This window comes from Sciscionella sediminilitoris (genome assembly GCF_000737195.2).
Taxonomy (GTDB): Bacteria; Actinomycetota; Actinomycetes; order Mycobacteriales; family Pseudonocardiaceae; genus Sciscionella; species Sciscionella sediminilitoris.
Genome location: NZ_JALM01000152.1, coordinates 1 through 22,197, shown reverse-complemented (window position 1 = coordinate 22,197; position 22,197 = coordinate 1). Strand labels below are relative to the sequence as shown.

22 protein-coding genes are annotated in these 22,197 nt (G+C 70.8%); 12 read left to right on the top strand and 10 right to left on the bottom strand.

Translation table 11 applies throughout. The features are described 5' to 3' along the window. On the top strand, nucleotides 1-485 hold a 485-nt coding region (locus AD72_RS34310; RefSeq protein ID WP_031470823.1), incomplete at its 5' end, for an amidase family protein. On the opposite strand, the gene AD72_RS34305 is transcribed toward AD72_RS34310, so the two are convergent. Continuing rightward, a complete protein-coding gene (locus AD72_RS34305) occupies nucleotides 486-3,293 on the bottom strand; it encodes a glycoside hydrolase family 2 protein (protein WP_031470822.1) in 2,808 nt (935 codons plus the stop codon). Between the two features lie 110 nt (nucleotides 3,294-3,403). On the opposite strand from AD72_RS34305, the gene AD72_RS34300 reads away from it, so the two are divergent. Then, nucleotides 3,404-3,751, top strand: a complete 348-nt coding sequence (locus AD72_RS34300; protein WP_031470821.1) for a DUF488 domain-containing protein — start codon at nucleotides 3,404-3,406, stop codon at nucleotides 3,749-3,751. Here AD72_RS34300 and AD72_RS34295 read toward each other — a convergent pair. Genes AD72_RS34295 through AD72_RS34280 form a run of 4 tightly spaced genes read right to left on the bottom strand, consistent with a single transcriptional unit; the run spans nucleotide 3,712 to nucleotide 7,367 of the window. Next, nucleotides 3,712-4,125: a hypothetical protein gene (locus AD72_RS34295; RefSeq protein ID WP_051899328.1), complete on the bottom strand. Its 414-nt coding sequence runs from the start codon at nucleotides 4,123-4,125 to the stop codon at nucleotides 3,712-3,714. The genes AD72_RS34300 and AD72_RS34295 overlap by 40 nt on opposite strands. After that, complete coding sequence (locus AD72_RS34290; RefSeq protein ID WP_343123754.1) at nucleotides 4,122-4,874, bottom strand: SDR family oxidoreductase; 753 nt, start codon at nucleotides 4,872-4,874, stop codon at nucleotides 4,122-4,124. The genes AD72_RS34295 and AD72_RS34290 overlap by 4 nt, the downstream gene beginning before the upstream one ends. Before the next feature lie 59 nt (nucleotides 4,875-4,933). Next, complete coding sequence (locus AD72_RS34285; protein WP_031470818.1) at nucleotides 4,934-5,803, bottom strand: diacylglycerol/lipid kinase family protein; 870 nt, start codon at nucleotides 5,801-5,803, stop codon at nucleotides 4,934-4,936. A gap of 1 nt (nucleotide 5,804) precedes the next feature. Further along, the gene (locus tag AD72_RS34280) at nucleotides 5,805-7,367 is read right to left on the bottom strand and encodes an FAD-binding oxidoreductase (protein WP_031470817.1); all 1,563 of its coding nucleotides are present in this window, start codon (nucleotides 7,365-7,367) and stop codon (nucleotides 5,805-5,807) included. A 19-nt stretch (nucleotides 7,368-7,386) separates the two neighbouring features. Here AD72_RS34280 and AD72_RS34275 point away from each other — a divergent pair, with 19 nt between their 5' ends. Both AD72_RS34275 and AD72_RS34270 read left to right on the top strand, forming a co-directional pair. Beyond that, nucleotides 7,387-7,971 carry a TetR/AcrR family transcriptional regulator gene (locus AD72_RS34275; RefSeq protein ID WP_031470816.1) on the top strand — a complete coding sequence of 195 codons (585 nt, stop codon included), beginning with the start codon at nucleotides 7,387-7,389 and terminating at the stop codon, nucleotides 7,969-7,971. Then, nucleotides 7,968-9,488 carry a glycerol-3-phosphate dehydrogenase/oxidase gene (locus AD72_RS34270; protein ID WP_031470815.1) on the top strand — a complete coding sequence of 507 codons (1,521 nt, stop codon included), beginning with the start codon at nucleotides 7,968-7,970 and terminating at the stop codon, nucleotides 9,486-9,488. The genes AD72_RS34275 and AD72_RS34270 overlap by 4 nt, the downstream gene beginning before the upstream one ends. Here the strand turns inward: AD72_RS34270 and AD72_RS34265 are convergent. Continuing rightward, complete coding sequence (locus AD72_RS34265; protein WP_031470814.1) at nucleotides 9,485-10,267, bottom strand: sulfite exporter TauE/SafE family protein; 783 nt, start codon at nucleotides 10,265-10,267, stop codon at nucleotides 9,485-9,487. The genes AD72_RS34270 and AD72_RS34265 overlap by 4 nt on opposite strands. Before the next feature lie 54 nt (nucleotides 10,268-10,321). On the opposite strand from AD72_RS34265, the gene AD72_RS34260 reads away from it, so the two are divergent. From AD72_RS34260 to AD72_RS34245, 4 genes are all read left to right on the top strand, one after another. Continuing rightward, nucleotides 10,322-11,062, top strand: a complete 741-nt coding sequence (locus AD72_RS34260; protein WP_031470813.1) for an AraC family transcriptional regulator — start codon at nucleotides 10,322-10,324, stop codon at nucleotides 11,060-11,062. An 83-nt stretch (nucleotides 11,063-11,145) separates the two neighbouring features. Next, the gene (locus tag AD72_RS34255) at nucleotides 11,146-11,718 is read left to right on the top strand and encodes a sigma-70 family RNA polymerase sigma factor (protein WP_031470812.1); all 573 of its coding nucleotides are present in this window, start codon (nucleotides 11,146-11,148) and stop codon (nucleotides 11,716-11,718) included. Between the two features lie 46 nt (nucleotides 11,719-11,764). Continuing rightward, on the top strand, nucleotides 11,765-14,029 hold the full coding sequence (locus tag AD72_RS34250) for a heavy metal translocating P-type ATPase (RefSeq protein WP_031470811.1): 2,265 nt from the start codon (nucleotides 11,765-11,767) through the stop codon (nucleotides 14,027-14,029). Continuing rightward, nucleotides 14,026-15,888, top strand: a complete 1,863-nt coding sequence (locus AD72_RS34245) for a cytochrome c oxidase assembly protein (RefSeq protein ID WP_051899327.1) — start codon at nucleotides 14,026-14,028, stop codon at nucleotides 15,886-15,888. Before AD72_RS34250 ends, AD72_RS34245 begins: the two co-directional genes overlap by 4 nt. A gap of 16 nt (nucleotides 15,889-15,904) precedes the next feature. Here the strand turns inward: AD72_RS34245 and AD72_RS34240 are convergent, their stop codons facing one another. Further along, entirely contained in the window at nucleotides 15,905-16,525 is a 621-nt protein-coding gene (locus AD72_RS34240; RefSeq protein WP_031470809.1) for a pyridoxamine 5'-phosphate oxidase family protein, read from the bottom strand. Between the two features lie 462 nt (nucleotides 16,526-16,987). On the opposite strand from AD72_RS34240, the gene AD72_RS34235 reads away from it, so the two are divergent. Further along, the gene (locus AD72_RS34235; protein WP_031470808.1) at nucleotides 16,988-17,584 is read left to right on the top strand and encodes a TetR/AcrR family transcriptional regulator; all 597 of its coding nucleotides are present in this window, start codon (nucleotides 16,988-16,990) and stop codon (nucleotides 17,582-17,584) included. Between the two features lie 58 nt (nucleotides 17,585-17,642). On the opposite strand, the gene AD72_RS34230 is transcribed toward AD72_RS34235, so the two are convergent. Beyond that, on the bottom strand, nucleotides 17,643-18,683 hold the full coding sequence (locus tag AD72_RS34230) for a UDP-N-acetylmuramate dehydrogenase (protein WP_031470807.1): 1,041 nt from the start codon (nucleotides 18,681-18,683) through the stop codon (nucleotides 17,643-17,645). Between the two features lie 25 nt (nucleotides 18,684-18,708). Here AD72_RS34230 and AD72_RS34225 point away from each other — a divergent pair, with 25 nt between their 5' ends. Together AD72_RS34225 and AD72_RS34220 are read left to right on the top strand one after the other, a co-directional pair. Then, on the top strand, nucleotides 18,709-19,209 hold the full coding sequence (locus AD72_RS34225) for a DUF2505 domain-containing protein (RefSeq protein WP_037348380.1): 501 nt from the start codon (nucleotides 18,709-18,711) through the stop codon (nucleotides 19,207-19,209). After that, nucleotides 19,206-19,937, top strand: a complete 732-nt coding sequence (locus tag AD72_RS34220) for a maleylpyruvate isomerase family mycothiol-dependent enzyme (protein ID WP_051899325.1) — start codon at nucleotides 19,206-19,208, stop codon at nucleotides 19,935-19,937. The genes AD72_RS34225 and AD72_RS34220 overlap by 4 nt, the downstream gene beginning before the upstream one ends. 1 nt (nucleotide 19,938) lies before the next feature. On the opposite strand, the gene AD72_RS34215 is transcribed toward AD72_RS34220, so the two are convergent. Next, nucleotides 19,939-20,484, bottom strand: coding sequence for a YbaK/EbsC family protein (locus AD72_RS34215; protein ID WP_031470804.1), 546 nt, complete (start codon nucleotides 20,482-20,484; stop codon nucleotides 19,939-19,941). A gap of 82 nt (nucleotides 20,485-20,566) precedes the next feature. Between AD72_RS34215 and AD72_RS34210 the strand changes: the two genes are divergently transcribed. Then, nucleotides 20,567-21,766, top strand: coding sequence for an MFS transporter (locus tag AD72_RS34210; protein ID WP_031470803.1), 1,200 nt, complete (start codon nucleotides 20,567-20,569; stop codon nucleotides 21,764-21,766). Here the strand turns inward: AD72_RS34210 and AD72_RS34205 are convergent. Further along, a partial coding sequence (locus AD72_RS34205) for a helix-turn-helix domain-containing protein (RefSeq protein WP_031470802.1) occupies nucleotides 21,664-22,197 on the bottom strand: 534 nt, incomplete at its 5' end. The two genes, AD72_RS34210 and AD72_RS34205, sit on opposite strands and share 103 nt — an antisense overlap.

Here is a 22,197-nt window from a genome sequence, read left to right as displayed (position 1 = left end):
ACGGCACGATCTCCGCGGTGCTGTTCACCGCGGAGATCGTGCCGTATTTCCGCCGGATCACCGCGGGCAGGGAAGCCGAACTGCATCCGGTCATCCAGCGGACGATCGAGGCTCCCGAGGTGTCCCTTGCCGATTATGTCGCCGCACAGCAACGGGTCGAGCAGCTCGCCGCGCTGTTCGCCGGGTATTTCGAACGCTACGATCTGCTGCTGTGCCCGGTGTGCCCCATCCCGGCTCCGCCGCACGCCCGCTCGAAGTTCCAGGCGGGCGAGCAGACCGTGCCCGCACGCGGCATCATGCGCGCCACGGTGCCGTTCAACCTCACCGGGTTGCCCGCGCTTTCCCTGCCGTTCGGCGCCGCTGCCGATGGGCTCCCCATCGGCGTCCAGCTGGTTTCCCGCTGGTACACCGAGAACACGGTGCTGGGCGCGGGCGCCGCGCTGGAAACGGTCAGCCCGGTCCGGGACCGCCACCCACAGCTGTGATCACCCGGCGGGCACGGTGACCGGGTCGGTGTTCCACCCGCCGACACTGATCTCCGGGCTGCCGCGCAGGTCCTTCGCGGAGTAGCTGACCTGGATGCGCTGGCTCTGCCCGGGCCACAGCGTCACGTCGTTGCCCGACCAGATCCCTTGCGGCACAGCGGATCCGTTCGCCGAATCGCGCAGATCGGCGCGCAGGAAGAAGGCCGCGGCGGTGCCGGGCGAGGTGTTCTTCAGGGTCACCGTGGTCACCCGCTTGTCCCCGGCCATCTTGGTGTCCGCCTGCGCGGAAACCTTCGCCTTCGGCAGGTCGTGCAGCGCGGAAAGATCGGTGTAGCCGGTCATCGTGGCCTGCGGGTTGCCGAGCGTCTTGCCCCAGTCCACGGTGTCCTTGCCGTCCGCGGAACGCCAGTACACGTTGCGGTCCACGAGCTGCCCGCCACGTTCCAGCCGCAGCTCCACGAAGTAGACGCCATGCTCCGGGGTTTTCGGGGTGAGCACCTGGTTCCGCACTCCCTGGCTCCGCAGGGTGAGCCGATCGGCGCGCTGATCATCGATGACCTTGCCGTGCAGATCGCGCACCACCGCGTGCACCGAGAGATCCCGGGCCGCGTTCCCGGTGAGGTTGTCCACGGTGACGCTGTCCGGGCCTTCGGCGTTCTGTGTGTAGAGCGCGTGCAGCGGACGGTTCGCCGCCTGCGCACCGAAATAACTGCCCGCCTGATCACCGTCGTAGCCGTAGAGTGTCCACAGCAGACTCGGCCAGCCCTTGTTCATCTGCCAGTAGATCGTCCCCGTCGCGGGTACCGGCTTGTCCGTCGAGTGATCGAGGAAGGCCTCGAACTGGGCGCGGGTGTTCTCGTAGTTCTGCACCTGGGCGGCGCGCACATAGGATTCCAGGCTGTTCCACTTCCCGTACCGTTTTTCGAGTGCCGTGTCGAAGTGGTACAGGGTGCCGAACGCGTAGCCGTCGTGCCCGGACTCGTAGTTGTTGTGGTACTGGTGGTACTCCGGATCGGTCCACAGTTTGCGCAGTTCTTCCGGCGAGAGGAAGGACTTCAGCGAGTCCAGGGTGGGCACGGTGTTTCCCGCGCTCTGCTCGCTGTCGAATCCCCATGCCCCGCCCGCATTGGTGAGCGAGGAATCCTCGGCGTCGAAGTGTTCCCTGTCGTACCAGTAGTTCGGCGGAACCCAGTCGTACGGCCCTTCCTTCTCCCCGGCCGGGCCGAGTTTCGGACTGGACTTGTACTCCGAGGAAGCGATGAACGGGACGTTGAAATCGGCCTCGGCGAAGCCGTCCAGCGATTCCTTCTCCTGCCTCGGTGTCGGGGCGTTGTCACTCCAGGTGTAGGTGATCACGCTCGGATGCGAACGCAGCCGCTCCCCGATCGAGCGCGCGGACCGGTGCATGATCGCGTAATCCCGCTCGCTGAGCCCGGAACCGTCCTCGGGCGGCTGCCAGGAATCCACGCAGCACAGGAAACCGGACTCGATGAGCATCCCGGCCCGGTCGGCCTGCCGATAGAAATCCTGCGGCATCTCGTGGCCTTCGAGGCGCACCAGGTTGATGCCCATGTTCTTCATCAGCGCGAACTGGTGCGCGATGTCGCCACGGGAATAGTGCAACAGCAGATCCTGGCCGAACCCGCCGCCGCGCACCACGAAGGGCCTGCCGTTGATGCTGTACTGCCGCACCCCGTGCGGCGCCGCCTTGGACTTCCCGACCAGCTTCGAGGTCACCGTGCGGATACCGAAATCCTGATGCTCGCTGTTCGAGATCCGGCCGTACTGCGCCACCGCGGTGTCCACTGTGTACAGCGGTTGGCCGCCCATCTGGTAGGGCCACCAGATCCTGGGGTGCTCGATCCGCAGCCGGGGCTCCTCGGCAGGGGTGAAGCTCACCTGCCGCGTGCTGCGTGGCGGCACCAGAACCGCGCGGTGCAGCGCGATCGGAGCCCCCGCGCCGCGTGGCTGGCGCACCCGCGCGGTCACCATCGCCCGCTGCGGACGGTCGCTCGCATTGCTCACCTCGGTCCGCACGGTGAGCTCCGAGCTGTGCAGATCCGCCGCATTGTGTTGCAGCACATGGGAATTCCCGACCGCGACCGGTCCGCTGGTGCGCAGCTGGACCGGCAGCTCGATGCCGGTCTGGTTGTCCGGGGGCAGTTGGCTCCAGTCCAGCGCGGAGAGGGTGAACTGCTTCTGCGGATCGTTCGGGTACATCCGCACCGCGAGCGAGTTCGCGCCCGGCCGCAGCGCCCCGCTCACGTCCAGCCGGTGTTTGGCGAACGCCCCGGAAACCTGCGAACGGTCGGCGATCTTCTTGCCGTTGAGCCAGATATCGGCCTCGCCGACCACGCCGTTGAGCACCAGCTGGTGCTGCTCTCCGGGGTGCGGGGTCGCGCTGAACGTGGTGCGGAACCACCACGGCACCGCGAATCGTTTGTTCTCCACCGGCCCGCGCTTGGCCTGATAGCCGAAGCACTTGCGCATGTTGTCGGAGTAGAAGACGTTCGGGCAGGCGCCGTTCTGCACCAGTGCGCCGATCTCGGTACCCGGCGCCCCGGCGTCGTCCGGGCGCACCGGGAGCCAGCCCTTCGTGGCGAATCCGGGGCTGGACACCTCGGCCCCGCCCTGCGGCGCGTCGGCACTGCTGGCCACCTGCCAGCCCGCCTTCCCGATGGTGCGCAGTCCCTGCGCCGCACCGTCCGGCGCGCCCGCGGCGGCATCCGCGGCGACCGCGGGTATCCCGGAGGCCGCGAGTACGAGCGCGGCGATCGAGACGAGTCCTGTTCGCAGCTTCCGGTTCATGCGACCTCCGCTCAGAGTTCGGAAAGTTTCTTAACATATACCGAACACGGGCGGAAGGGGTGCGGGCCCAAATACCCCCGGAACGAGCAGTGGAAGCGCACAATGGAGGTATGGCACGACCGACGATACGGATCCGGCGGGTGTACGCCGCCGAGGAACCGGACGAGGGCCTCCGGGTGCTCATCGACCGGCTGTGGCCGCGCGGGGTGCGCCGCGAAACACTGGCCATGGACGAGTGGGCCAAGGAACTCGCGCCCTCATCCGAACTGCGCACCTGGTACGGGCACCGCCCGGAACGGTTCGCGGAGTTCCGCGAGCGCTACCGGGCCGAGCTCAGCGGGAACCCGGCGGTGCACCGGCTGGCGCACACCGCGGGCACCGTCACCCTGCTCACCGCGACCAAGGACCTGGAGCACAGTCACGCCGTGGTGCTGGCCGAACTGCTCGGCGAGGACTGACGGGTCAGCGCCAGCAGACCGAGCGGGATCGCGATCACGATGCCGAGCACCACGAGCAACACGGTCCCGGTCGCCGGGCTCAGGCAGTCGAGGAAACGCAGGTGGATGCCGAAGTGCGCCACCGCGAAGACGAGGTACACCAGCAGCGCCAGTCGCGCGAGCCGGAGGCGGAACACCGCGGTGCCCAGCACCACGCAGGTGGCCAGCCCCATCGCGCCGTAATCCATCATCAGGTGCGGGTTGTACGCCATTCCCATCCCGACGACCGGGATCGAGAAGAACCAGTGCGGCAGGAACAGCGCCACGAGACCGACCGCGAACTGGGTCAGCGCGAGCAGCCCGAGACCGCCGCGCAGTACCCGGCGCGCGATCATTTCCCCGCTCCCTCGGCGAGGAACCGGGCGAACCCGATCGTCCCTTCGGCGTGTTCCGGGGTGAGGTTGTGCCCTTCCCGGAAACGGCGCAGCACCGTACCGGGACCGGGGACGGTGAGCACGGGTTTGCGCCAGCCACGGGAACGGGCGTATTCGCGGTTGAGCTCGCGCATCCCGAGCACTTCCGGCCCGCCGATCTCGGGGGCCATGCCCTTGGCCGGTCCCCCGGCGAGCAATGCGAGGCGTTCGGCGACATCGGTGGTGTCCACCGGCTGGAACCGCAGCCCGGACACGGTGAACAGGACCGGCGAGAACCGCTGCGCCGCGAAGATCTGGGCGAGCAGCTCGTGGAACTGGGTGGCCCGCAGCACCGTCCACGGAATCCCGGAAGCGGCGACCAGCCGTTCGCATTCGAGTTTCGTGCGGTAGTAGAAGAACGGGATCGCGTCCACCCCGACGATCGAGACGTAGACGAAATGCCGCACGCCCGCGTTCCGCGCCAGCTGGAGCAGCCGCTCGGTCGCCGCGATGTCGGCGCGCCCGATCGTGGTCGCGCTGTGGATCACCGTGTCGATTCCCTCGAGCGCGGCCTCGAGCCCTTCGCCGCTGCTCAGGTCGCCGCGCACCCATTCCGCGCCGCCACCCGTGCGCGCCCTGCGGCTGAGCGCGCGTACCCGTTCCCCCTGCCCGCCGAGCCGCTGCAGCAGCGCGCCGCCGAGCCGTCCGGACGCCCCGGTAACCAGGATCATGGCCATCCCTTCCTGTCGCTCTCGACAAGTAGACCGGACAGCCCCGGATTTCGTGACAGTCAGCCGGTGATCACCCGAAGCGCCCCGGAGCGCAGCCGCACGGTGACCGGAAGTTCGCCGATCACGTCCCCGTCCGCGCACAGCGGGACCGGGCGGTCCACCCGCATGCTGATCTCCCGTGCGGTGCGCAGGCTGACCTCGGGGCGGCGCACATGCGATCCGGTCTTCGCCTCGCGCATGAACCGCACGATCGCCGAACGCGGCCCCTCACCGACCACGAGCACATCGGCGCGGCCGTCGTCGAGCACGGCGGGCGGCACGATCCGCAGCCCGTGCCCGTAGGCCCCGGAATTCGCCAGCACCACGGTGTTCGCCCGCACCCGGAGTGGTTCGCCGTCGATCTCGAGGGTGTATTCGGCGGGTTTCCAGCGCAGAAAGGCGAGCACCGGGGCGATCCGGTACAGCAGCGCGGCAGGCACCCACCGGTTGACGTTGATCAGCACGCTCGCCTGGGAATCGATTCCCGCGTACACGTTGCCGGGCACGATCACCCCGTTCGCGTCGAGCACATCCAGCTCGCGCACCGCGCCCTCGTGCAGCAGCGTGGCGAGCCGGTCCGGTTCCCCGGGAAGACCGAGGGTGCGGGCGAAGTCGTTGCCCCGTCCGGCGGGCACGATGCCCAGTGTCCCGCCCGCGCGCACCACCGCGCCCGCTGCATCGCGCACCAGCCCGTCCCCGCCGACGGCGAGCACCACCCGCCCGTTCCGGGCTGCCTCGGTGGCGAGCTCACCGGCATGCGCGGCGCTGCGGGTTCGCTCGAGCACGACCTCGGATCCCAAAGCGCGCAAGGCATCCAGGACCGGGCGCAGCCGCGCGGCCGCCTCCCCGCCACCGGAGACCGGATTGACAAGGGCGGTGAACTCACGCATCTCAGCGGTCCGCGGGCAGCAGCACGCCAGGGTTCATGATGCCCTCGGGATCGAGCGCGCGTTTGGCCCCACGCAACGCATCCCCCGCGAGCGGGCCGATCTCGTCGAGATAAGTCTCCCGGTGATCGGTGCCGACGCCGTGGTGGTGGGTGATCGCCGCCCCCGCCGCGCGGATCGCCGCGTTCGCCGCGTGTTTCGCACCCGCCCAGCGCCCGGCGGGATCCTCGCCCTGGGCGCACACCACGGTGAAGTACAGCGAGGCTCCGGTCTCGTAGACGTGCGAGATGTGGCAGAGCACGAGCGCGCGCTCCAGATTCGCGGTGATCGCCTCGGTCACCGCGGCCTTGACCGTGTCCAGATTCGACCAGAAGGTCGCCGTCTCCAGGGTTTCCGCGAACGCGCCCGCGTCGAGCAGCGCGTCCCGCAGGTACGGGGCGCGGTATCGCCCCGCCTCCCAGGCCTGCCCGGGACCGTCACCGAGCGGTTCGCCGCCGGCTTCGCGCAGCACCTCGTCGATCGCCGACCGGTATTCGAGCCCGTCCGCGTACCCGATGATCGCCAGGCAGCCGCCCGATCCGGGGCCCGCGGCGGGATCCGCGAGGTTCACCGCGGTCTCGGCCTCATCGGAGAGCCGCAGCACGGCGGGCAGCGGACCGTCCTGGGCGAGGCGGCGCAGCGCGGTCGCGCCCTCGGCGAAGGAACCGAACCGCCAGCCCTCGTAGGCCTGTTCGGCCGGGGCACGGCGCACCCGGACGGTCACCGAGGTGATCACGCCGAGCGTGCCCTCCGAACCGAGCACCAGCTCGCGCAGATCCGGCCCGGTCGCCGCTTTCGGCGCGGTGCCGAGGGTGATCGTGCCGCGCGGGGTGGCCAAGGTGAGTCCGACGACCATCTCGTCGAAGCGCCCGTATCCCGCGGAGGCCTGGCCGGCCGAACGGGCGGCGGCGTACCCGCCGAGGCAGGCTCCCTCGTAGGACTGCGGGAAATGGCCGAGGGTGTACCCGCGTTCGCCGAGCGATTGCTCGGCTTCGGGGCCCCGCGTCCCGGCCCCGAACCGCGCGGTGCGGGAAATCTCGTCGAACTCCTGAAGCCCGGTGAGCCCGCGGGTGTCCAGGCTGATCACCGCGGCGAACCCGGAGCGTGCCGGGACCAGCCCGCCGACAACAGAGGTGCCACCGGAGTAGGGCACCACGGCGATCCGGTGCGCGGCGCAGGTCTCCAGTACCGCGACCGTCTCCTCGTGTGTCCCCGGACTGACCACCGCGTCCGGTGCGTCCGCCGCGTCCCCGGCGCGCAGGGCCAGCAGATCCGGGGTGGACCAGCCGCGCGTGTGCCCCACACGCGCGGCCTGCCCGGTCTGCACCCGGTCGGCGCCGACGATCGCCCCGAGCGCGGTCCGTGCCGGTTCGCTCAGCACCGAATCCGGCAGCGTGGCCTGTTCGACGGCGACCGGCGGGTTCTCCGGTTCCCGCACCCCGAATGCGGCGAGCGCGGCGCGAACGGCCTCGGGCAGCTCCATCGAGGCGGTGCCCCAGCGGTACGGGTGGAATTCTGGGCTCGACACTGTTACAAATTGACACACTATGTCGCAGCGACGCAATACCCTCGAGCCGGCGAACGCCATCCCGGAGGAGCAGATCCTGGACGCCGCCTACGAACTGCTGCTCGGGATCGGGGTACGCCGGATGACGATGTCCGATATCGCCCGCGCCAGCGGGGTCTCCCGCGCCACGCTCTACCGGCGCTGGAGCGATGTGCGCCAGGTCGTGGCCGCGCTGATGACCCGGGAATGGGCCCGGCTGGGGATCGCGGCCCAGCACGGCGAGGTCGATCTCGTCGAGGAACTGGTGCGGGTGGTGCGGCAGGTGCGCGCGCACCCGATGCTGCAGAAGATCATCGCGCTCGATCCGGAGGTTCTGCTGCCCTATCTGGTGCGGCGCAAGGGAACCACCACGACCGCGCAGCTGGGCACGATCGAGGCGGCACTGTCCGCGGGGGCGGAACAGGGCACCGTGCGCGCGGGCGATCAGGGCGCCCGGGCCAAGGCCGTGCTGCTGACCGCGTGGTCGTTCACCCTCACCGGGCCGGTGCTCGCCGAGACCGAGGCCGAACTCACCGCGCTGGACGAGGAACTGCGCCAACTGCTCACGAGGTATCTCGCGCCATGAACCCCGATCTGAACGCGGACCGCCGCAACGCCGAACTCGCCGCGCTCGAGGCCGATCCCCGGGTGGATGTGCTCGTGATCGGCGGCGGGGTCACCGGAACGGGCATCGCACTGGACGCGGCCTCCCGCGGGCTTTCCGTGGTGCTCGCCGAACGCGCCGATCTGGCCAACGGCACCAGCAGGTGGAGTTCCAAACTGGTGCACGGCGGGCTGCGCTATCTGGCAAGCGGCGGGGTCGGCATCGCCTACGAGAGCGCGGTGGAACGCGGCATTCTCCTCGAACGCACCGCGCCACACCTGGTTCACCCGCTGCCCCAGCTCATCCCGCTGCTGCCCGGGGTGTCCAAGGGCGAGTCCGCACTGGTGCGTGCGGGATACCTGGCCGGGGACGTGCTGCGCACGGCGGCGCGGACCGCTCCGGCAACACTTCCCCGCTCGCGGCGCGTCCGGCCCTCCCTGGTGCGCAGGCTCGCCCCGACCGTGCGCGGCGAGGGACTGCGCGGCGGACTGGTGTTCTGGGACGGCCAGCTCACCGACGACGCCCGCCTGGTCACCGCGCTCGCCAGGACCGCGGCGGCGCACGGGGCCCGGGTGCTCACCCGGTGCGCTGCCGATGCGGTCACCGGGAACGGCGCGGTGCTGCGGGACACCGTCGGCGGGCGCGGCGTCGAGGTCCGGGCCCGCGCGGTGATCAACGCGGCCGGGGTGTGGGCGGGCGAACTCGCCGAAGGGGTGCAGCTGCGTCCGAGCCGCGGCACCCACCTGGTGTTCCCGGCGAGCGAGTTCGGCGGCCTCACCGCGGGGCTCACGATCCCGGTTCCCGGTGAGCGCAACCGGTTCGTGTTCGCGCTGCCCGCACCGGACGGCCGGGTGTACGTCGGGCTCACCGACGAGGAGGCCGATGGCCCGGTCCCGGATGTCCCCGAGGCGAGCGCGGCCGAGATCGATTTCCTGCTCGACACGGTCAATTCCGCGCTCACCGAGCCACTGGAGCGCGGACGGCTGCTCGGCACCTACTCCGGGCTCCGGCCGCTGCTCGACACCGGAGGCGGGCGCACCGCGGATGTGTCCCGGAAACACAGCGTGCTGCACGGTTCCGACGGGCTGATCACGATCGTCGGCGGAAAGCTCACCACCTATCGGCGGATGGCCCAGGACGCTGTCGATGCCGCGGTGGGCTCCAGGAACCTCGCCGCGGGCCCGTGCCGCACGAAACGGCTCCCCCTCGTCGGCGCCACCCCGCGCGCCAGGCTGGCCTCGGTGCCCGCGCCCGCCCGGCTGGTGCGCGCCTACGGCACCGAGGCATCCCGGGTGCTCGCCGAAGCGGACGGGGATCCGGAACTGCTCGCCCCGATCGCCGATGGCACCACCGTCACCGGGGCCGAGCTACGGTTCGCGATCCGCAGCGAGGGCGCGCTGGTACCCGAGGATGTGCTGGATCGCCGCACCCGAATCGGGCTCGATCCGGAGTTGCGCGCGCGGGTGCTGCCGCTCGTGGCGCGGTATTTCGGCGGTTAGCCACGCATCCGCCGGATCTCCCGGCCCGCCATGCAGAGCACGAACACCCCGAAGAAGGCACTGAGCACGAATCCGGGGACGGCGAGGCCGAGCAGTGCGCCGAACACCGCCCCGATCGCGGCACCGGCGGCCAGCCGCAGCCCGACCGGGACCGATGCGGTGCCCGCGCGGGCATGCGCGATCGCGCCCACCAGCGAATTGGGCAGCATCACGATCAGGGCGGTGCCCTCGGCGGTGTGCAGGCTCGCCCCGAACAACAGCACGAGTATCGGCACCGAGAGCAGCCCGCCGCCGAGCCCGAGCGCGGCCGACCACGCACCCACGAGGACCCCGAGCGCGATCCCCACCGCGGACACCAACACCGGATTCGCGCGGATGTCCGGGCCGAATATCCCGGAACCGCCGAACGGGTCGAGCCCGAACGCGTCGGTGAGCAGCTTCACCTCGGAGAGCACCAGCACGGCGATGAAAACGGTGCGCAGCAAGCGTTCCGGGGCCCGGCGCACGATCCGCACCCCGGCGAGCGCGCCGAACACCCCGCCGATCATCAGCGGCACCCCGAACCGCGGTTCGATGGCTCCGCCACGCAGCCAGTAGACGCAGCCGCCGACCGCGGCCACGGCGACGTTCGCGATGGTGGAGGTCCCGTGGATCACCGGGCGGTCGAGGTCGCCGTACCGGTCGAGCGCGGGCACGGTGACCGTGCCGGTGCCGCCGCCGAGCAGGGCGCCCATCGCGCCGCCGAGCAGACCGATCGGGGCGAGTACGGAATGGCGCATGTCCCGATCCTCGCGCGACGCCGTGCTGGCGGACTAACGCTAGACTGCCAGGTTATGGCAATCTCCCGCCATGATTCGCCGCCGGTCACCAGCCGCCGGGTCGGGCACCGGGAGCTGACCGGCTGGCACGACCATGCCCAGCACCAGTTCCTCTACCCGAGCGCGGGCATGCTCACCGTCACCACGCGCACCGGAAGCTGGGTCGTGCCACCGCGCAGGGCGATGTGGCTGCCCGCCACGGAACCGCACCGCCATCAGGCGCACGGTGCCACCGAGATCCGCGGGGTCCAGTTCGAGCACGATCCGCTCGGGGTGCGGGATCCGGTCCTGCTCGAGGTCTCCCCGTTGCTGCGCGAGGCGGTACTCGCCCTTACCGGGAACAAGCCGCCTTGTCCGGAAAAGGAGGCCTTGCTCCGTGCGTTGATCGGCATGGAGCTGCGCCCGGCGCGCGTGCCCGCGCTACACCTGCCCGAACCCGGCGACGACCGGTTGCGGGCCCTCGCCGCGATCCTGCACGCGGCCCCCGGGGACCAGCGTGCCCTCGCCGAGCTCGGCGCCGCGGTCGGCGCGAGCGAGCGCACCCTTTCCCGGCTGTTCCACCGCGAACTGGGCACCACCTTCCCGCGCTGGCGCGGCCAGCTACGGCTGCTGCACGCCGCGATCGCCCTCGCCGAGGGCCGTTCGGTCACCGGTATCGCCGACGAGTTCGGGTACAGCAGCCCGAGCGCGTTTATCGCGGCGTTCCGTGCGACCTTCGGCAGCACCCCGGGCGCCTACCAGGCGGCGACCCGCTGAGTGGCACACGGGCCGGACAATCCACGTCACACTAGGCGTGCGCAGGCGCGGGGCCGTTCCGGGCGTGGTCTACCGTTGGCGGTATGCCTGCGCGCCGTCCCGAACACGACGAGCGGGTGACCGCGCTCGCGCTCACCGCCGCACGGGGGGACTCTTGCGCCCTCGAGGCCTGGGTGCGCGAAACGCAGGCGGATGTGTGGCGGTTCCTCGCGCACCTGGTGGACAGCGCCGCGGCCGACGACCTCACCCAGGAGACCTATCTGCGGGCGTTCGGCTCGCTGTCCCGGTTCGCCGGGCGGTCCTCCTCACGGGCCTGGCTGCTCTCCATCGCGCGCCGGGTCGCGGTGGACCGGGTGCGCGCGGCACGGGCCCGGCCGCGGATCGCCGAGCACATCGACTGGCAGGCCGCGGCCGAGCAGCGCGGTGCCTCGGGCGAACCGGGCCCCGCTGAGCAGGTCGAACTGCGTATCCTGCTCGATCAGCTCGACCCGCAGCGGCGCGAGGCGCTGATCCTGACCCAGGTGCTCGGCTACAGCTACGCCGAGGCCGCGCAGGTGTGCTCGGTCCCGGTCGGCACCATCCGGTCCAGGGTCGCGCGGGCGCGCGAGGACCTCATCGCGGCACGATCGATGACACCGAAGGACGATGCGATCTGACACGCGGCGGAGCACACGGCTCCGATCCGCGAGCACGGAGGTAGGCATGACCGACCCGTCGGCCACGGTCACCGAGACCGCGGGCGCAGCAGCACAGGACCGGGTGGTCGAGCTCGCGGTCACCGGGATGACCTGCGCGGCCTGCGCGGCACGGGTGGAACGCAAGCTGAACAAACTCGACGGCGTCCGGGCGACGGTCAACTACGCCACCGAGAAGGCGACCGTGCACGCACCGGATTCGGCGAGCGAACAGGACCTGATCGCCCAGATCGAGCGCGCCGGATACGGTGCCGCGCCGGTGGAACCGCCGAAACCGCCCGAAGAGCAGGACGAGGACTCCACCGTCCGCTCGCTGTGGCGCCGGCTCGTGGTGGCCCTGCTGCTCGGCCTCCCCGTCGGGGACCTGTCGATCACCCTCACCCTGGTGCCCTCGCTGCGGTTCACCGGCTGGCAGTGGGTGCTGCTGGTGATGACCGTCCCGGTGGTCACCTGGTGCGCCTGGCCGTTTCACAAGAAGGCGGCGACCGGTCTGCGGCACGGCGCGAGCTCGATGGACACCCTGGTCTCCATCGGCATCATCGCCGCGAGCGCCTGGTCGCTGTACACGGTGTTCGCCGAACAGGGCGGCGCCGCCTCGGACGAGGGCATCCTCGGGCTCATCTTCGCCCCGAGCGGTTCGATCTACCTCGAGGTCGCCGCGGGCGTGACCATGTTCGTGCTCGCCGGTCGGCTGTTCGAGGCCAAGGCCAAGCGCAATGCGGGCGGTGCGCTCACCGCACTGGCCGCGCTGGGGGCGCGCGAGGTCACCGTGCTGCGCGCGGACGGCAGCGAGGACCGGATCACCGCCGAGGAACTGCGCATCGGGGACCGTTTCCTCGCCCGCCCCGGTGAGACGATCGCCGCGGACGGCACCGTGCTCGACGGGGTCACCGCGGTCGACACCAGCCCGATGACCGGCGAGTCGATGCCCGCCGAGGTCGGCCCGGGCGATGCGGTCACCGGCGGCACCGTGGTGCAGGCCGGACGGCTGGTGATCGAGGCGAGCGCGGTCGGTTCGGCCACGAAACTCGCCAAGCTGGTGCGCCTTGTGGAACGCGCCCAGGAGGACAAGGCCGGAATCCAGCGGCTCGCCGACCGGATTTCCGCGGTGTTCGTGCCGATCGTGGTCGGGCTTGCCGTGCTCACCCTGCTCGGCTGGCTGCTCGCCGGCTCCGGGGCCACGCACGCGGTCAGCGCGGCCATCGCGGTGCTGATCATCGCCTGCCCCTGCGCGCTCGGCCTGGCCACCCCGACCGCGCTGCTCGTCGCCTCCGGGCGCGGCGCCCAGCTGGGCGTGTTCATCAAACACCAGCAGGCACTGGAATCCGCGCGCGCCATCGACACCGTGGTCCTGGACAAGACCGGAACCCTCACCGAGGGCCGGATGACCGTGGTGGACACCGCGACCGCGGACGGCGTCGAACGCGCCGAACTGCTCCGGCTGGCTGCTGCGGTCGAGCACGCCTCCGAACACCTCGCCGCCCGCGCCATCATCGCACTGGCCGACACCGAACTCGGGGAACTGCCCGCGGTCACCGACTTCACCGCCCGTTCCGGGCTCGGCGCGCAGGGCATCGTCGAGGGACGCGAGGTGCTGGTCGGTTCCGCGCGGCTGCTCGCCGAATCCGGTATCGAACTGGACGGGGAGCTCGCCGCGCTGCGCGGCACCTGGGAGCAGGCGGGCCGCACCTCGGTCGCGGTCGCCGTGGACGGCACGGTGTTCGGCCTGTTCGCGCTCGCCGACACGATCAAACCGAGCGCGGGCCGCGCGATCGAGCGGCTGCACGGGCTCGGCCTGCGCACCGTGCTGCTCACCGGGGACAACACGGCGACCGCGAACGCCGTGGCCGCTGAGCTCGGTATCGGCGAGGTGATCGCCGAGGTGCTGCCCGCGGACAAGGCGGCGGTGATCGAGAACCTGCGCGGCGAGGGCCGCTCGGTCGCCATGGTCGGCGACGGGATCAACGACGCGCCCGCCCTGGCCAGCGCCGATCTCGGGCTCGCCGTGGTCACCGGGACCGATCTCGCGCTCGAGGCCGCCGACCTGATCCTGGTGCGCGCCGACCTCGACGTGGTGCCGACCGCGATCACCCTGGCGCGCGCCACGCTGCGCACCATCCGGGGCAACTTCACCTGGGCGTTCGGGTACAACATCGCGGCGATCCCGATCGCGGCTGCCGGACTGCTCAACCCCCTGATCGGTGCTGCGGCGATGGCGCTGTCCTCGCTGTTCGTGGTCTCCAACAGCCTGCGGCTGCGTCGGCACCGATGACCCGGTTCCGCACCGTCGCACTACTGGCCGCACTGCTCGCTGTCCTGGGCACCGCGCTGATCGGCGTGCTGTCCGGAACCCTGCCCTACACCGCGCTCGGCAACGGTGATCCCGGCGCGCTGGTGCGGATCGGGGCTCCGGTGCTGCGTGCGGTGGCCACCGTCGCGGCCGCGCTGGCACTTGGCGGGCTTGCCTTCGCCACCCTGGTGAGTACCCCGCGCGCGGGCGGGCTGCTCTCCCCGGTCGGCTACGACGCGGTGCGCAGCGCGGGGCGGTGGGCGCTGCTCTGGTTCCTCGCCGCGGCGGTGCTGGTCCCCTTCGATGTGGCCGACCGTTCCGGGGAAACGCTCGGGCGATCCTTCGCGCAGGTCTTCGGCGGCGGGGACCCGTTTCCCCTGCTGGCCGCGATGGAGAGCCCGATGGGCTGGCTGTTGTCCGCGGTACTCGCCGCGGCGACCGCGCTGAGCGCCCGGTTCGTGCTGCGCTGGCTGCCCGCGGTCGCGGTACTTCTGCTCGGGGTGCTCGCGCTGCTTCCCCCACTGGTGACCGGGCACGCCGCCTCCGAGGCCGGGCACGACCTGGCCAGTAGCGCCATCGTGGTGCACGTCCCGGTCGCCGCGATCTGGGGCGGGGTGCTGGTCGCGCTGCTGCGCCCACGCTGGCGCGCCGCGCTGGAACCACGCCGCTACCGCAGGCTGGCCACCGTTGCCTGGTGCGTGCTCGTGGCCTCCGGGGTGTTCACCGTCGCGCCGATGTTCGGTTCCCCCGGCCAGCTGTTCGGCACCGGCTACGGGCTGCTGCTCCTGGTCAAGCTCCTGCTCGTGCTGCTGCTCGGGCTCGCGGGGCTGGCGTTGCGGCGCAATCGCATCGCCCCGGTGCTCGAACTGCTCCTGCTCGCCGCGGCGGGTGCCGCCTCGTTCGGGCTCAGCCACCTCGCCCCGCCCGCCTTCATCGGTTCCCAGGGCACCGTGCAGGAAACCCTGCTCGGCTACAACCTCTCCGCCGCGCCGGATCTGCCGCGGCTGCTCGCCGACTGGCGGTTCGATCCGCTGCTCGGTTCGCTGTCCATCCTGCTCGCCGCGGCCTATCTGATCGGGCTGCTTCGCTTACGCCGCAACGGGGACTCGCGACAGGAGAAAGACCAGTGGCCGATCGGGCGCAGCATCGCCTGGTTCGCGGGCTGTCTCGTGCTGCTGCTCGCCACCAGCTCCGGGATCGGGCGGTACGCGGGCGGCATGTTCAGCGTGCACATCACCAGCCACATGCTGGTGTCCATGCTCGCCCCGCTGCTGCTCGCCGTCGGGGCACCGCTGAGCCTGGCCCGTTCCCAGCGGCTCGACGTGCTCGCCAACTCCGGCGCGCTGCGCGTGCTCACCCATCCGTTCGTGGCGCTCGCCCTGTTCGGCGGCGGACCGTTCCTGCTGTACTTCACCGGGCTGTTCGACGCGGCCATCCGGTTCCACTGGGCGCATGTGGCCATCAACGTGGTGTTCCTCGCCATCGGCTACCTGTTCGCCTGGCCGGTCGCCGGTGCCGATCCCACCCCGCGCCCGCTGCCCACCCTCGGGCGGCTCGGCATGCTGCTCGCCGCCATGCCACTGGACATCGTCTTCGGCGCGCTGCTCACATCCACCGACCGGATCATCGGCAACAGCCTCGGCGGCGGCAACATGTACACCGCGCTCGCCCTGCCCTGGGTTCCCGATCTGCGCGCCGACCAGTTCCTCGCCGGGGAGATAGCGCTGCTCATCGGCGAACTCTCGCTGCTGATCGCCGTGGTCGCCCTGTTGCTGCGGTGGAAGAGCATCGACCGCGAACTCCAGGCCATGGACGCGGACCTGCCCGCCGGGATTCGCTGAAGGGCCCGGTCACCGCTCAGCGTTCACCGAGCCTGCGGCGCAGTTCCGCGTTTTCCGCGCGCAGGGCCCGCATCCGCTGTTCCACCCCGGCAAGGGCCTCCCCGAACTCGGCGCGGGTGAACCGCTGGGTGATGTGCTGCGGACAGTTCCACGCGAAGCCCTCCACGGTGATCACGAGGACGTGTTCGGCCCGCCCGTCCGTGCGGGGTTCGGCCACCGCCTCGGCGAGCTCCGGGGCCTCGTCCAGGGCCCTCGTTTCCGCGCGCCCCAGGATCTTCAGCCTGCGCTGGAACGCGAAGTCGAGGAACAGCACGGAGATCCGCGCATCCCCGCGGAGGTTGCCGCCGGTGATGTACTGCCGATTGCCGCGCACATCCAGGAAGGCCAGCCGATGCTCATCGAGCACGTGCACGAACCCCGGCGGGCCGCCGCGGTATTGGACGTAAGGCCAGCCGGTCTCCCCCACGGTGGCCAGGTAGCAGTCCTCACGTTCGGTGATGAACCGCGCCTCGGTCTCGGTCAGCGGATCCGGCCGCGGATCGGCGTCCACGGCGTGTGCGTTCGCCCGCGCGCTGCCCGCCTCTTCCTGGAAGGCGCGCACCTGGTCGGTGAACGCGAGCGTGGCATAGCGGCTCATGACCCACCTGCCGCTCGGTTGTTCCCGCCCGGCCGCCGCGAACTCGGCGAATACCGCGAACTCTGTGAAAACCGCACACACGGCCTACACCACATACCTTGCCTCCACCACACACCCTGGCTACACGACATAGTTGGTACAGTACAGTACCTTCTTGTCGTCGATGGAACAGTCCAGTACCTTCTTTCGATGGGGCAGGGGCGCTCCAGGCGGCACAGGGCGCTCCACACGAGACACGCCTCCCCGCACGAGACACAGCTCCCGACGCGAGGCACAGCTCTCCACACGAAACACGCCTCCCCACACGAGACACAGCTCCCCAGACAAGGCAGGACTCCCCAGACGACGCTCCACCAGACTGGCCAGAGCCGCCACCCAGGCAAGATAAGATGGTCCCGTACTGTCCTATCCGCCCTGTGCTACCCCGCAGAGCGCCGAACAACGGGAACAAGAGGACGCATCATGCCAGTGCAGCGCGGCGCGGCGCTCGATCCGGAAGCGACCAAGGCGAAGGTGCTCAAGGCGGCGGGCGAGCTGTTCTACGAGCGCGGCGTGCACGCGGTCGGGGTGAACGACATCGCGGCCCGGGCCAATGCCTCGAAGCTGAGCATCTACCGCTATTTCCAGTCCAAGGAAGGCCTCGTCGCCGCGATGGTGGCCCGGCGCAGCGAGCAGACCCACGAGGAACTCGCCGCGGAGCTGGCCGGAATCCCACCTGGCGCCCAGCGGGTGCTCGCCCTGTTCGACGCGATCCGCAGGGGGTTCACCAAGAACGGCTACCGCGGTTGCCCGGTGATCAACACCAGCATCGACACCCGCAACCAGGACGAGGAAGTGCGCACCATCGCGCGCACCCACCTGAACCGCTACCGCAAACTACTGGTGACCGAGCTCGAACACGGCGGGTTCGCCAAACCGCGCGAACTCGCCAAGCAGCTGACCGTGCTCATCGAGGGCGCGATGGTGATCAGCGCGGTCGAGCGCAGCAACGAGGCGGGCAACCACGCCAGGGCCGCCGCCGAGAGCCTGCTCGGCCTCGGCGCGCCGCGGGCACACTGACCACCGCGACCCCACCGAGCACCGCGGTCACACCGAGCGGCCACACCGAACGGACCGCTCAGAGTTCGCAGCCGACGAACACGGGTTCGTTGTGCAGCCGGACCCCGAACGCCTCGAGCACCCCGTCCCGCACTTCCCTGGCGAGCACGAGCAGGTCCTCGGTGCTCGCCCCGCCCCGGTTGGTGAGCGCGAGCACGTGCTTGCCGGACAGCGCCACGCGGCCGCCCGGTCCCGGATGTCCCTTGCCGAATCCGGCGGACTGGATGAGCCAGGCCGCGGACAGTTTCACCCCGCCCTCGGCGGGATAGCGCGGCATGCTCTCGGCGCTCGAACGTTCGAGCACGGCATCGGCCTGGTCCTCGGAAACGATCGGATTGGTGAAGAAGGAACCGGCGCTCCAGGTGTCGTGATCCTCGGGATCGAGCACCATTCCCTTGCCGCGGCGCAGTTCGAGCACGGCGGAGCGGGCATCCGCGAGCGGCACCCGCTGCCCCTGCTCGACGCCGAGGGCGCGGGCGAGCTCGGCATACCGGATGGGGCCGGAGAGCCCGTCCGCGGACAGCCGCAGCCGCACCCGCAGCACCACGGCGCGATCGGTGTTCTTCAGCAGGCTCGTCCGGTAGGCGAGGCCGAGCTCCGCGGCGGGGACGGTGCGCACCTGGCCGCTGGAGCGCTCGTACAGGTCGACCGAGACCAGCGTCTCGGCGATCTCGCTGCCGTAGGCCCCGACGTTCTGGATCGGGGTGGCGCCCGCGAGACCGGGGATCCCGGACAGTGTCTCGACCCCGCCGCGCCCCTCGGCGACGGTCCACGCGACGAACTCGTCGAACGGGGTACCCGCCTCGACGGTGACCAATCCCTCCTCGATGCGGGAGCCGGTGTTGGCCAGCGCCACCACGGTGCCGTCGAATCCGGCATCGGCGATCACCAGATTGGACCCGCCGCCGAGCACCAGCAGCCGCTGCCCGGCGGCATCCAGCGAGCGTACGGCCTCGACCACGTCCTCGGCGGTCTCGGCGCGCACGATCCGGTTCGCGGTGCCCCCGAGGCGCAGGGTGGTGTAGCCGGCGAGCGGGGTGGTCGTGCGTGCGCTTGTCACAGCCGATAACGGTAACCTTCTCGCCATGGCACGCAGCATCGAGCACCGCACTACCTTCTCCGCGGACGCGAAGACCGTGCACGACGCCCTCGTGGACAAGCAGTTCATCAACGCGAAGCTGGCCAAGCTCGGCGGGCCGCAGGCCCAGCTCACCGAGCACCGCGCCGATACGGCGGCGACCCGGATCCACACCAAGCACGGCATTCCGGCGCAGAAGCTGCCCGGCCCGGTCCGCGCCCTGCTCGGCGGCGACCTCACGATCGTGCGCACCGAGGAGTGGCGCGCCGACGGTGAGGGCTACCGCGGCGAAATCTCGGTCACCGTGCCCAATGCCCCCGGCGCGCTCACCGGTACCTCGCGCATCACCGGGACCCAGGGTTCGAGCACCCAGGAGCTGCGCGGCGAGATCAAGGTCAGCATCCCGGTCGTCGGCTCGAAGGTGGAGGAATCCGTCTCCGGGCACATCATCAAGCTGCTGGACAACGAGGCCGCGTTCCTCGCCGAATGGCTCGGTTCGGGCGAATGACCGAATACCGGCGCTTCATCACGGAATTCGACCGGCACGCGAACGCGCTACTGGACGCCGCGACGCAGGCCGGGCCGGACACCCAGGTGCCCACCTGCGGTTCCTGGGTGATGCGGGATCTGGTCGGGCACGTCAGCACGCTGCACCGCTGGGTGGTCGACCTCACCACGCTCACCCCGGAGGACAAGGCGGCGGCCATGGAAACCCCGCCGGAGGACTACGCGGAACTGCTCGACCGGGCCCGGGCCAATGCGGCAGCGCTGACCGCGAGGCTCACCGACCTGGGCCCGGAACACGCGTGCAAGGCGTTCCGCTGGTCCCCGCAGAACACCGCGTTCTGGGCGCGGCGGCAGGCGCACGAGATCGCGATCCACCGGCTCGACGCGGAGCTCGCGATCGGCGGTGAACCGGGCGCGCTCTACCCGCCCGAGCTCGCCGCGGACGGGATCGCCGAACTGCTCCTCGCCATGGTGCCCGGCCTTGCCCCGCGCAGGGAACCGGTCGCGGTGCGCGGAACAGTACTGTTCGCACCGAGCGACAGCGAGCGTTCCTGGCTGGCCCACCTCGAACCGGGTGAACCGGTCAGGATCACCGAGGAGTCCACGGGCACGGCGGATGCCAGCATGACCGGGACCGCGGAGACCGTGTTCCGCGCGGTGTGGGGCCGCCCGAACACGGCGGTGACCACCGGCGATCCCGGCCTGTTCGAGCCGCTGCGCTCCCCGTAGCTCAGTTACCGAGGGCTTCCAGCACTTCGGCGTTCGGCAGCGCGGCGAGCACATCCCCTGGCACGAGCAGCTTCGCGCCCCGGATCCCGGCACCGATCACGAGTTCGGGCGCCTTCGCGACCGCGGAGTCGATCAGCAGCGGCCAGTCCGCGGGCAGCCCGATCGGGGTGATCCCGCCGTAGGCCATGCCGGTCAGATCGACGGCGCGGTCCATCGGCGCGAACGAGGCCTTGCGCACATCGAGGTGCTTGCGGACCACGTTGTTGATGTCCGCGCGGGTGGTGGCGAGCACCAGGCAGGCGGCGAGCTTTTCCTCCCCGCTGCGTTTGCCCGCCACGACGACGCAGTTCGCGGAGGCCTCGATCGGCGAGCCGTAGTGTTCGCAGAACTGCGCGGTGTCGGCGAGTTCCGGATCGATTTCCACGACGGCGCAACGGTTCCTGGTCTGCGCGTCCAATCCGGCGAGCGCGGCGGCGACGGGCTCGCCGAGCAGATCGGTGCGGTCGTCAACGGAGTGCGCGCTCAGGGTTCCGGCGATGGTCCACATGCGCGAAACTGTACGCCCCTGACCGAAACTGTTCGAACAGTGTCGTTTCGGACACTCGTCAATCCGCGCCGACCGCCCGAAGATGGAACTCGTGACTGAAACCCTGGCCGCGGACCGGATCCGCGCTCGTTCCGCGAGCACCTGGCTCGGCGCCGGGCTCGCCGTCCTGACCGTGGGCTGGAGCGCACAGGAGTTCACTCCCCTGCTGCTGCTCTATCGCGCGCAGCTCGGCCTGTCCAGCACCGTGGTACAGGCGGCGTTCGCCCTCTACGCGCTCGGCCTCGTCCCCGGGCTGCTGCTCGGTGGCCCGGTTTCGGACCGGATCGGGCGCCGGAAAGTCATGCTGCCCACCCTGCTCGTCTCCGCGGCGGGCAGCGCGCTGCTCATGGCGGGCGGAACCGGGGTGCCGTGGCTGTTCATCGGCCGCCTCGTGGTCGGCATCGCCTGCGGGGCCGCGTTCAGTTCGGGGGCCGCCTGGATCAAGGAGCTTTCCGAGCAGGAGTCCGGAAATCCGGGTCCGCGCAGGCTCACCGTCGCGATGACCGCCGGCTTCGGCGGCGGGCCGATCATCGCGGGCGTGCTCGCGCAGTGGGCGCCATGGCCGACGGTGCTGCCCTATCTTCCGCACCTGGTACTCGTCGCGTGCGCGCTGCCGTTGGCCGCGCGCACCCCGGAGACCACGGGCAAGGCGAGCGGTTCCCGGGCCCGGCCGCGATTCCGGGGCCGGTTCCTGCTCGTGGTCGCACCGCTGGCGCCTTGGGTGTTCGCCACCGCCTCGATCGGCCTTTCCTATCTGCCCGGACTGGTCGGGAAACAGCTCGGTGCGCACGCCCTGATCTTCAGCGCGGTGGTGCCGATGCTGGTGGCCGCGGCCGGCATCGCGGTGCAGCCGCTCGCCCGCCGCCTCGATCACCCGCAGCGGCCGCGGTTGCTCACGGTCGCGCTCGGCATCGTGTTCGCCGGGCTGCTGGTCGCCATCGCGGCAGCGGCGGAGGGCAGCCCGCTGCTCGTCGCCCTCGCCGCGCTCGTGCTCGGCGCCGCCTACGGGACCTGTCAGGTCTGCGGACTGCTCGAGGTGCAGCGGATCGCACCGCCGGAACACCTCGCCTCGATGACCGCGATGTACCAGGCACTGACCTATCTCGGCTTCATCGTGCCCTTCCCGCTCGCCGCGCTCGGTCAGCTCGCCTCGCCGAGTGTGCTGCTCATCGCGGTCGCCGTGCTCGCGGTGCTCACCCTCGTATGGGTGCTGCCCGCCTCGCGCAGGAAGGTGCGCCGGTAGGCATCGGGTGCCGTGCCCACCACGCGGTTGAAGTGCCGCCGCAGTGTGGTCGCGGTGCCCATTCCGGTCTTCGCCGCGATCTGCTCGATGCCGTGCTCGGTGGTCTCGAGCAGTTCCTGGGCGCGGTGCACGCGCTGGGTGAGCAGCCACTGCAACGGGGCGAGCCCGGTGACCGCGCGGAACCGCCTGGCCAGGGTGCGCGGGCTCAAATTCGCCCTGCGCGCCAGATCCGCGATCGTCAGCGGCTCGTCCAGATGCGCGTACACCCACTCGAACAGCTCGCCGAGCACAACATCGCCCGGGTCCCCGGCCATCGGGGTGGTGATGAACTGCGCCTGTCCCCCATCGCGGTGCGGCGGGACGACGAGCCTGCGCGCGATCGCGTTCGCCACCGAGGCACCGTGGTCCAGCCGGACCAGGTGCAGGCACAG

Excerpts from the sequence above, each read along its gene's own strand:
- AD72_RS34305 (WP_031470822.1), bottom strand. The coding sequence starts at position 3,293 with ATGAACCGGAAGCTGCGAACAGGACTCGTCTCGATCGCCGCGCTCGTA.
- AD72_RS34300 (WP_031470821.1), top strand. The coding sequence starts at position 3,404 with ATGGCACGACCGACGATACGGATCCGGCGGGTGTACGCCGCCGAGGAA.
- AD72_RS34295 (WP_051899328.1), bottom strand. The coding sequence starts at position 4,125 with ATGATCGCGCGCCGGGTACTGCGCGGCGGTCTCGGGCTGCTCGCGCTG.
- AD72_RS34290 (WP_343123754.1), bottom strand. The coding sequence starts at position 4,874 with ATGATCCTGGTTACCGGGGCGTCCGGACGGCTCGGCGGCGCGCTGCTG.
- AD72_RS34285 (WP_031470818.1), bottom strand. The coding sequence starts at position 5,803 with ATGCGTGAGTTCACCGCCCTTGTCAATCCGGTCTCCGGTGGCGGGGAG.
- AD72_RS34275 (WP_031470816.1), top strand. The coding sequence starts at position 7,387 with ATGTCGCAGCGACGCAATACCCTCGAGCCGGCGAACGCCATCCCGGAG.
- AD72_RS34270 (WP_031470815.1), top strand. The coding sequence starts at position 7,968 with ATGAACCCCGATCTGAACGCGGACCGCCGCAACGCCGAACTCGCCGCG.
- AD72_RS34265 (WP_031470814.1), bottom strand. The coding sequence starts at position 10,267 with ATGCGCCATTCCGTACTCGCCCCGATCGGTCTGCTCGGCGGCGCGATG.
- AD72_RS34260 (WP_031470813.1), top strand. The coding sequence starts at position 10,322 with ATGGCAATCTCCCGCCATGATTCGCCGCCGGTCACCAGCCGCCGGGTC.
- AD72_RS34255 (WP_031470812.1), top strand. The coding sequence starts at position 11,146 with ATGCCTGCGCGCCGTCCCGAACACGACGAGCGGGTGACCGCGCTCGCG.
- AD72_RS34250 (WP_031470811.1), top strand. The coding sequence starts at position 11,765 with ATGACCGACCCGTCGGCCACGGTCACCGAGACCGCGGGCGCAGCAGCA.
- AD72_RS34245 (WP_051899327.1), top strand. The coding sequence starts at position 14,026 with ATGACCCGGTTCCGCACCGTCGCACTACTGGCCGCACTGCTCGCTGTC.
- AD72_RS34240 (WP_031470809.1), bottom strand. The coding sequence starts at position 16,525 with ATGAGCCGCTATGCCACGCTCGCGTTCACCGACCAGGTGCGCGCCTTC.
- AD72_RS34235 (WP_031470808.1), top strand. The coding sequence starts at position 16,988 with ATGCCAGTGCAGCGCGGCGCGGCGCTCGATCCGGAAGCGACCAAGGCG.
- AD72_RS34225 (WP_037348380.1), top strand. The coding sequence starts at position 18,709 with ATGGCACGCAGCATCGAGCACCGCACTACCTTCTCCGCGGACGCGAAG.
- AD72_RS34220 (WP_051899325.1), top strand. The coding sequence starts at position 19,206 with ATGACCGAATACCGGCGCTTCATCACGGAATTCGACCGGCACGCGAAC.
- AD72_RS34215 (WP_031470804.1), bottom strand. The coding sequence starts at position 20,484 with ATGTGGACCATCGCCGGAACCCTGAGCGCGCACTCCGTTGACGACCGC.
- AD72_RS34210 (WP_031470803.1), top strand. The coding sequence starts at position 20,567 with ATGGAACTCGTGACTGAAACCCTGGCCGCGGACCGGATCCGCGCTCGT.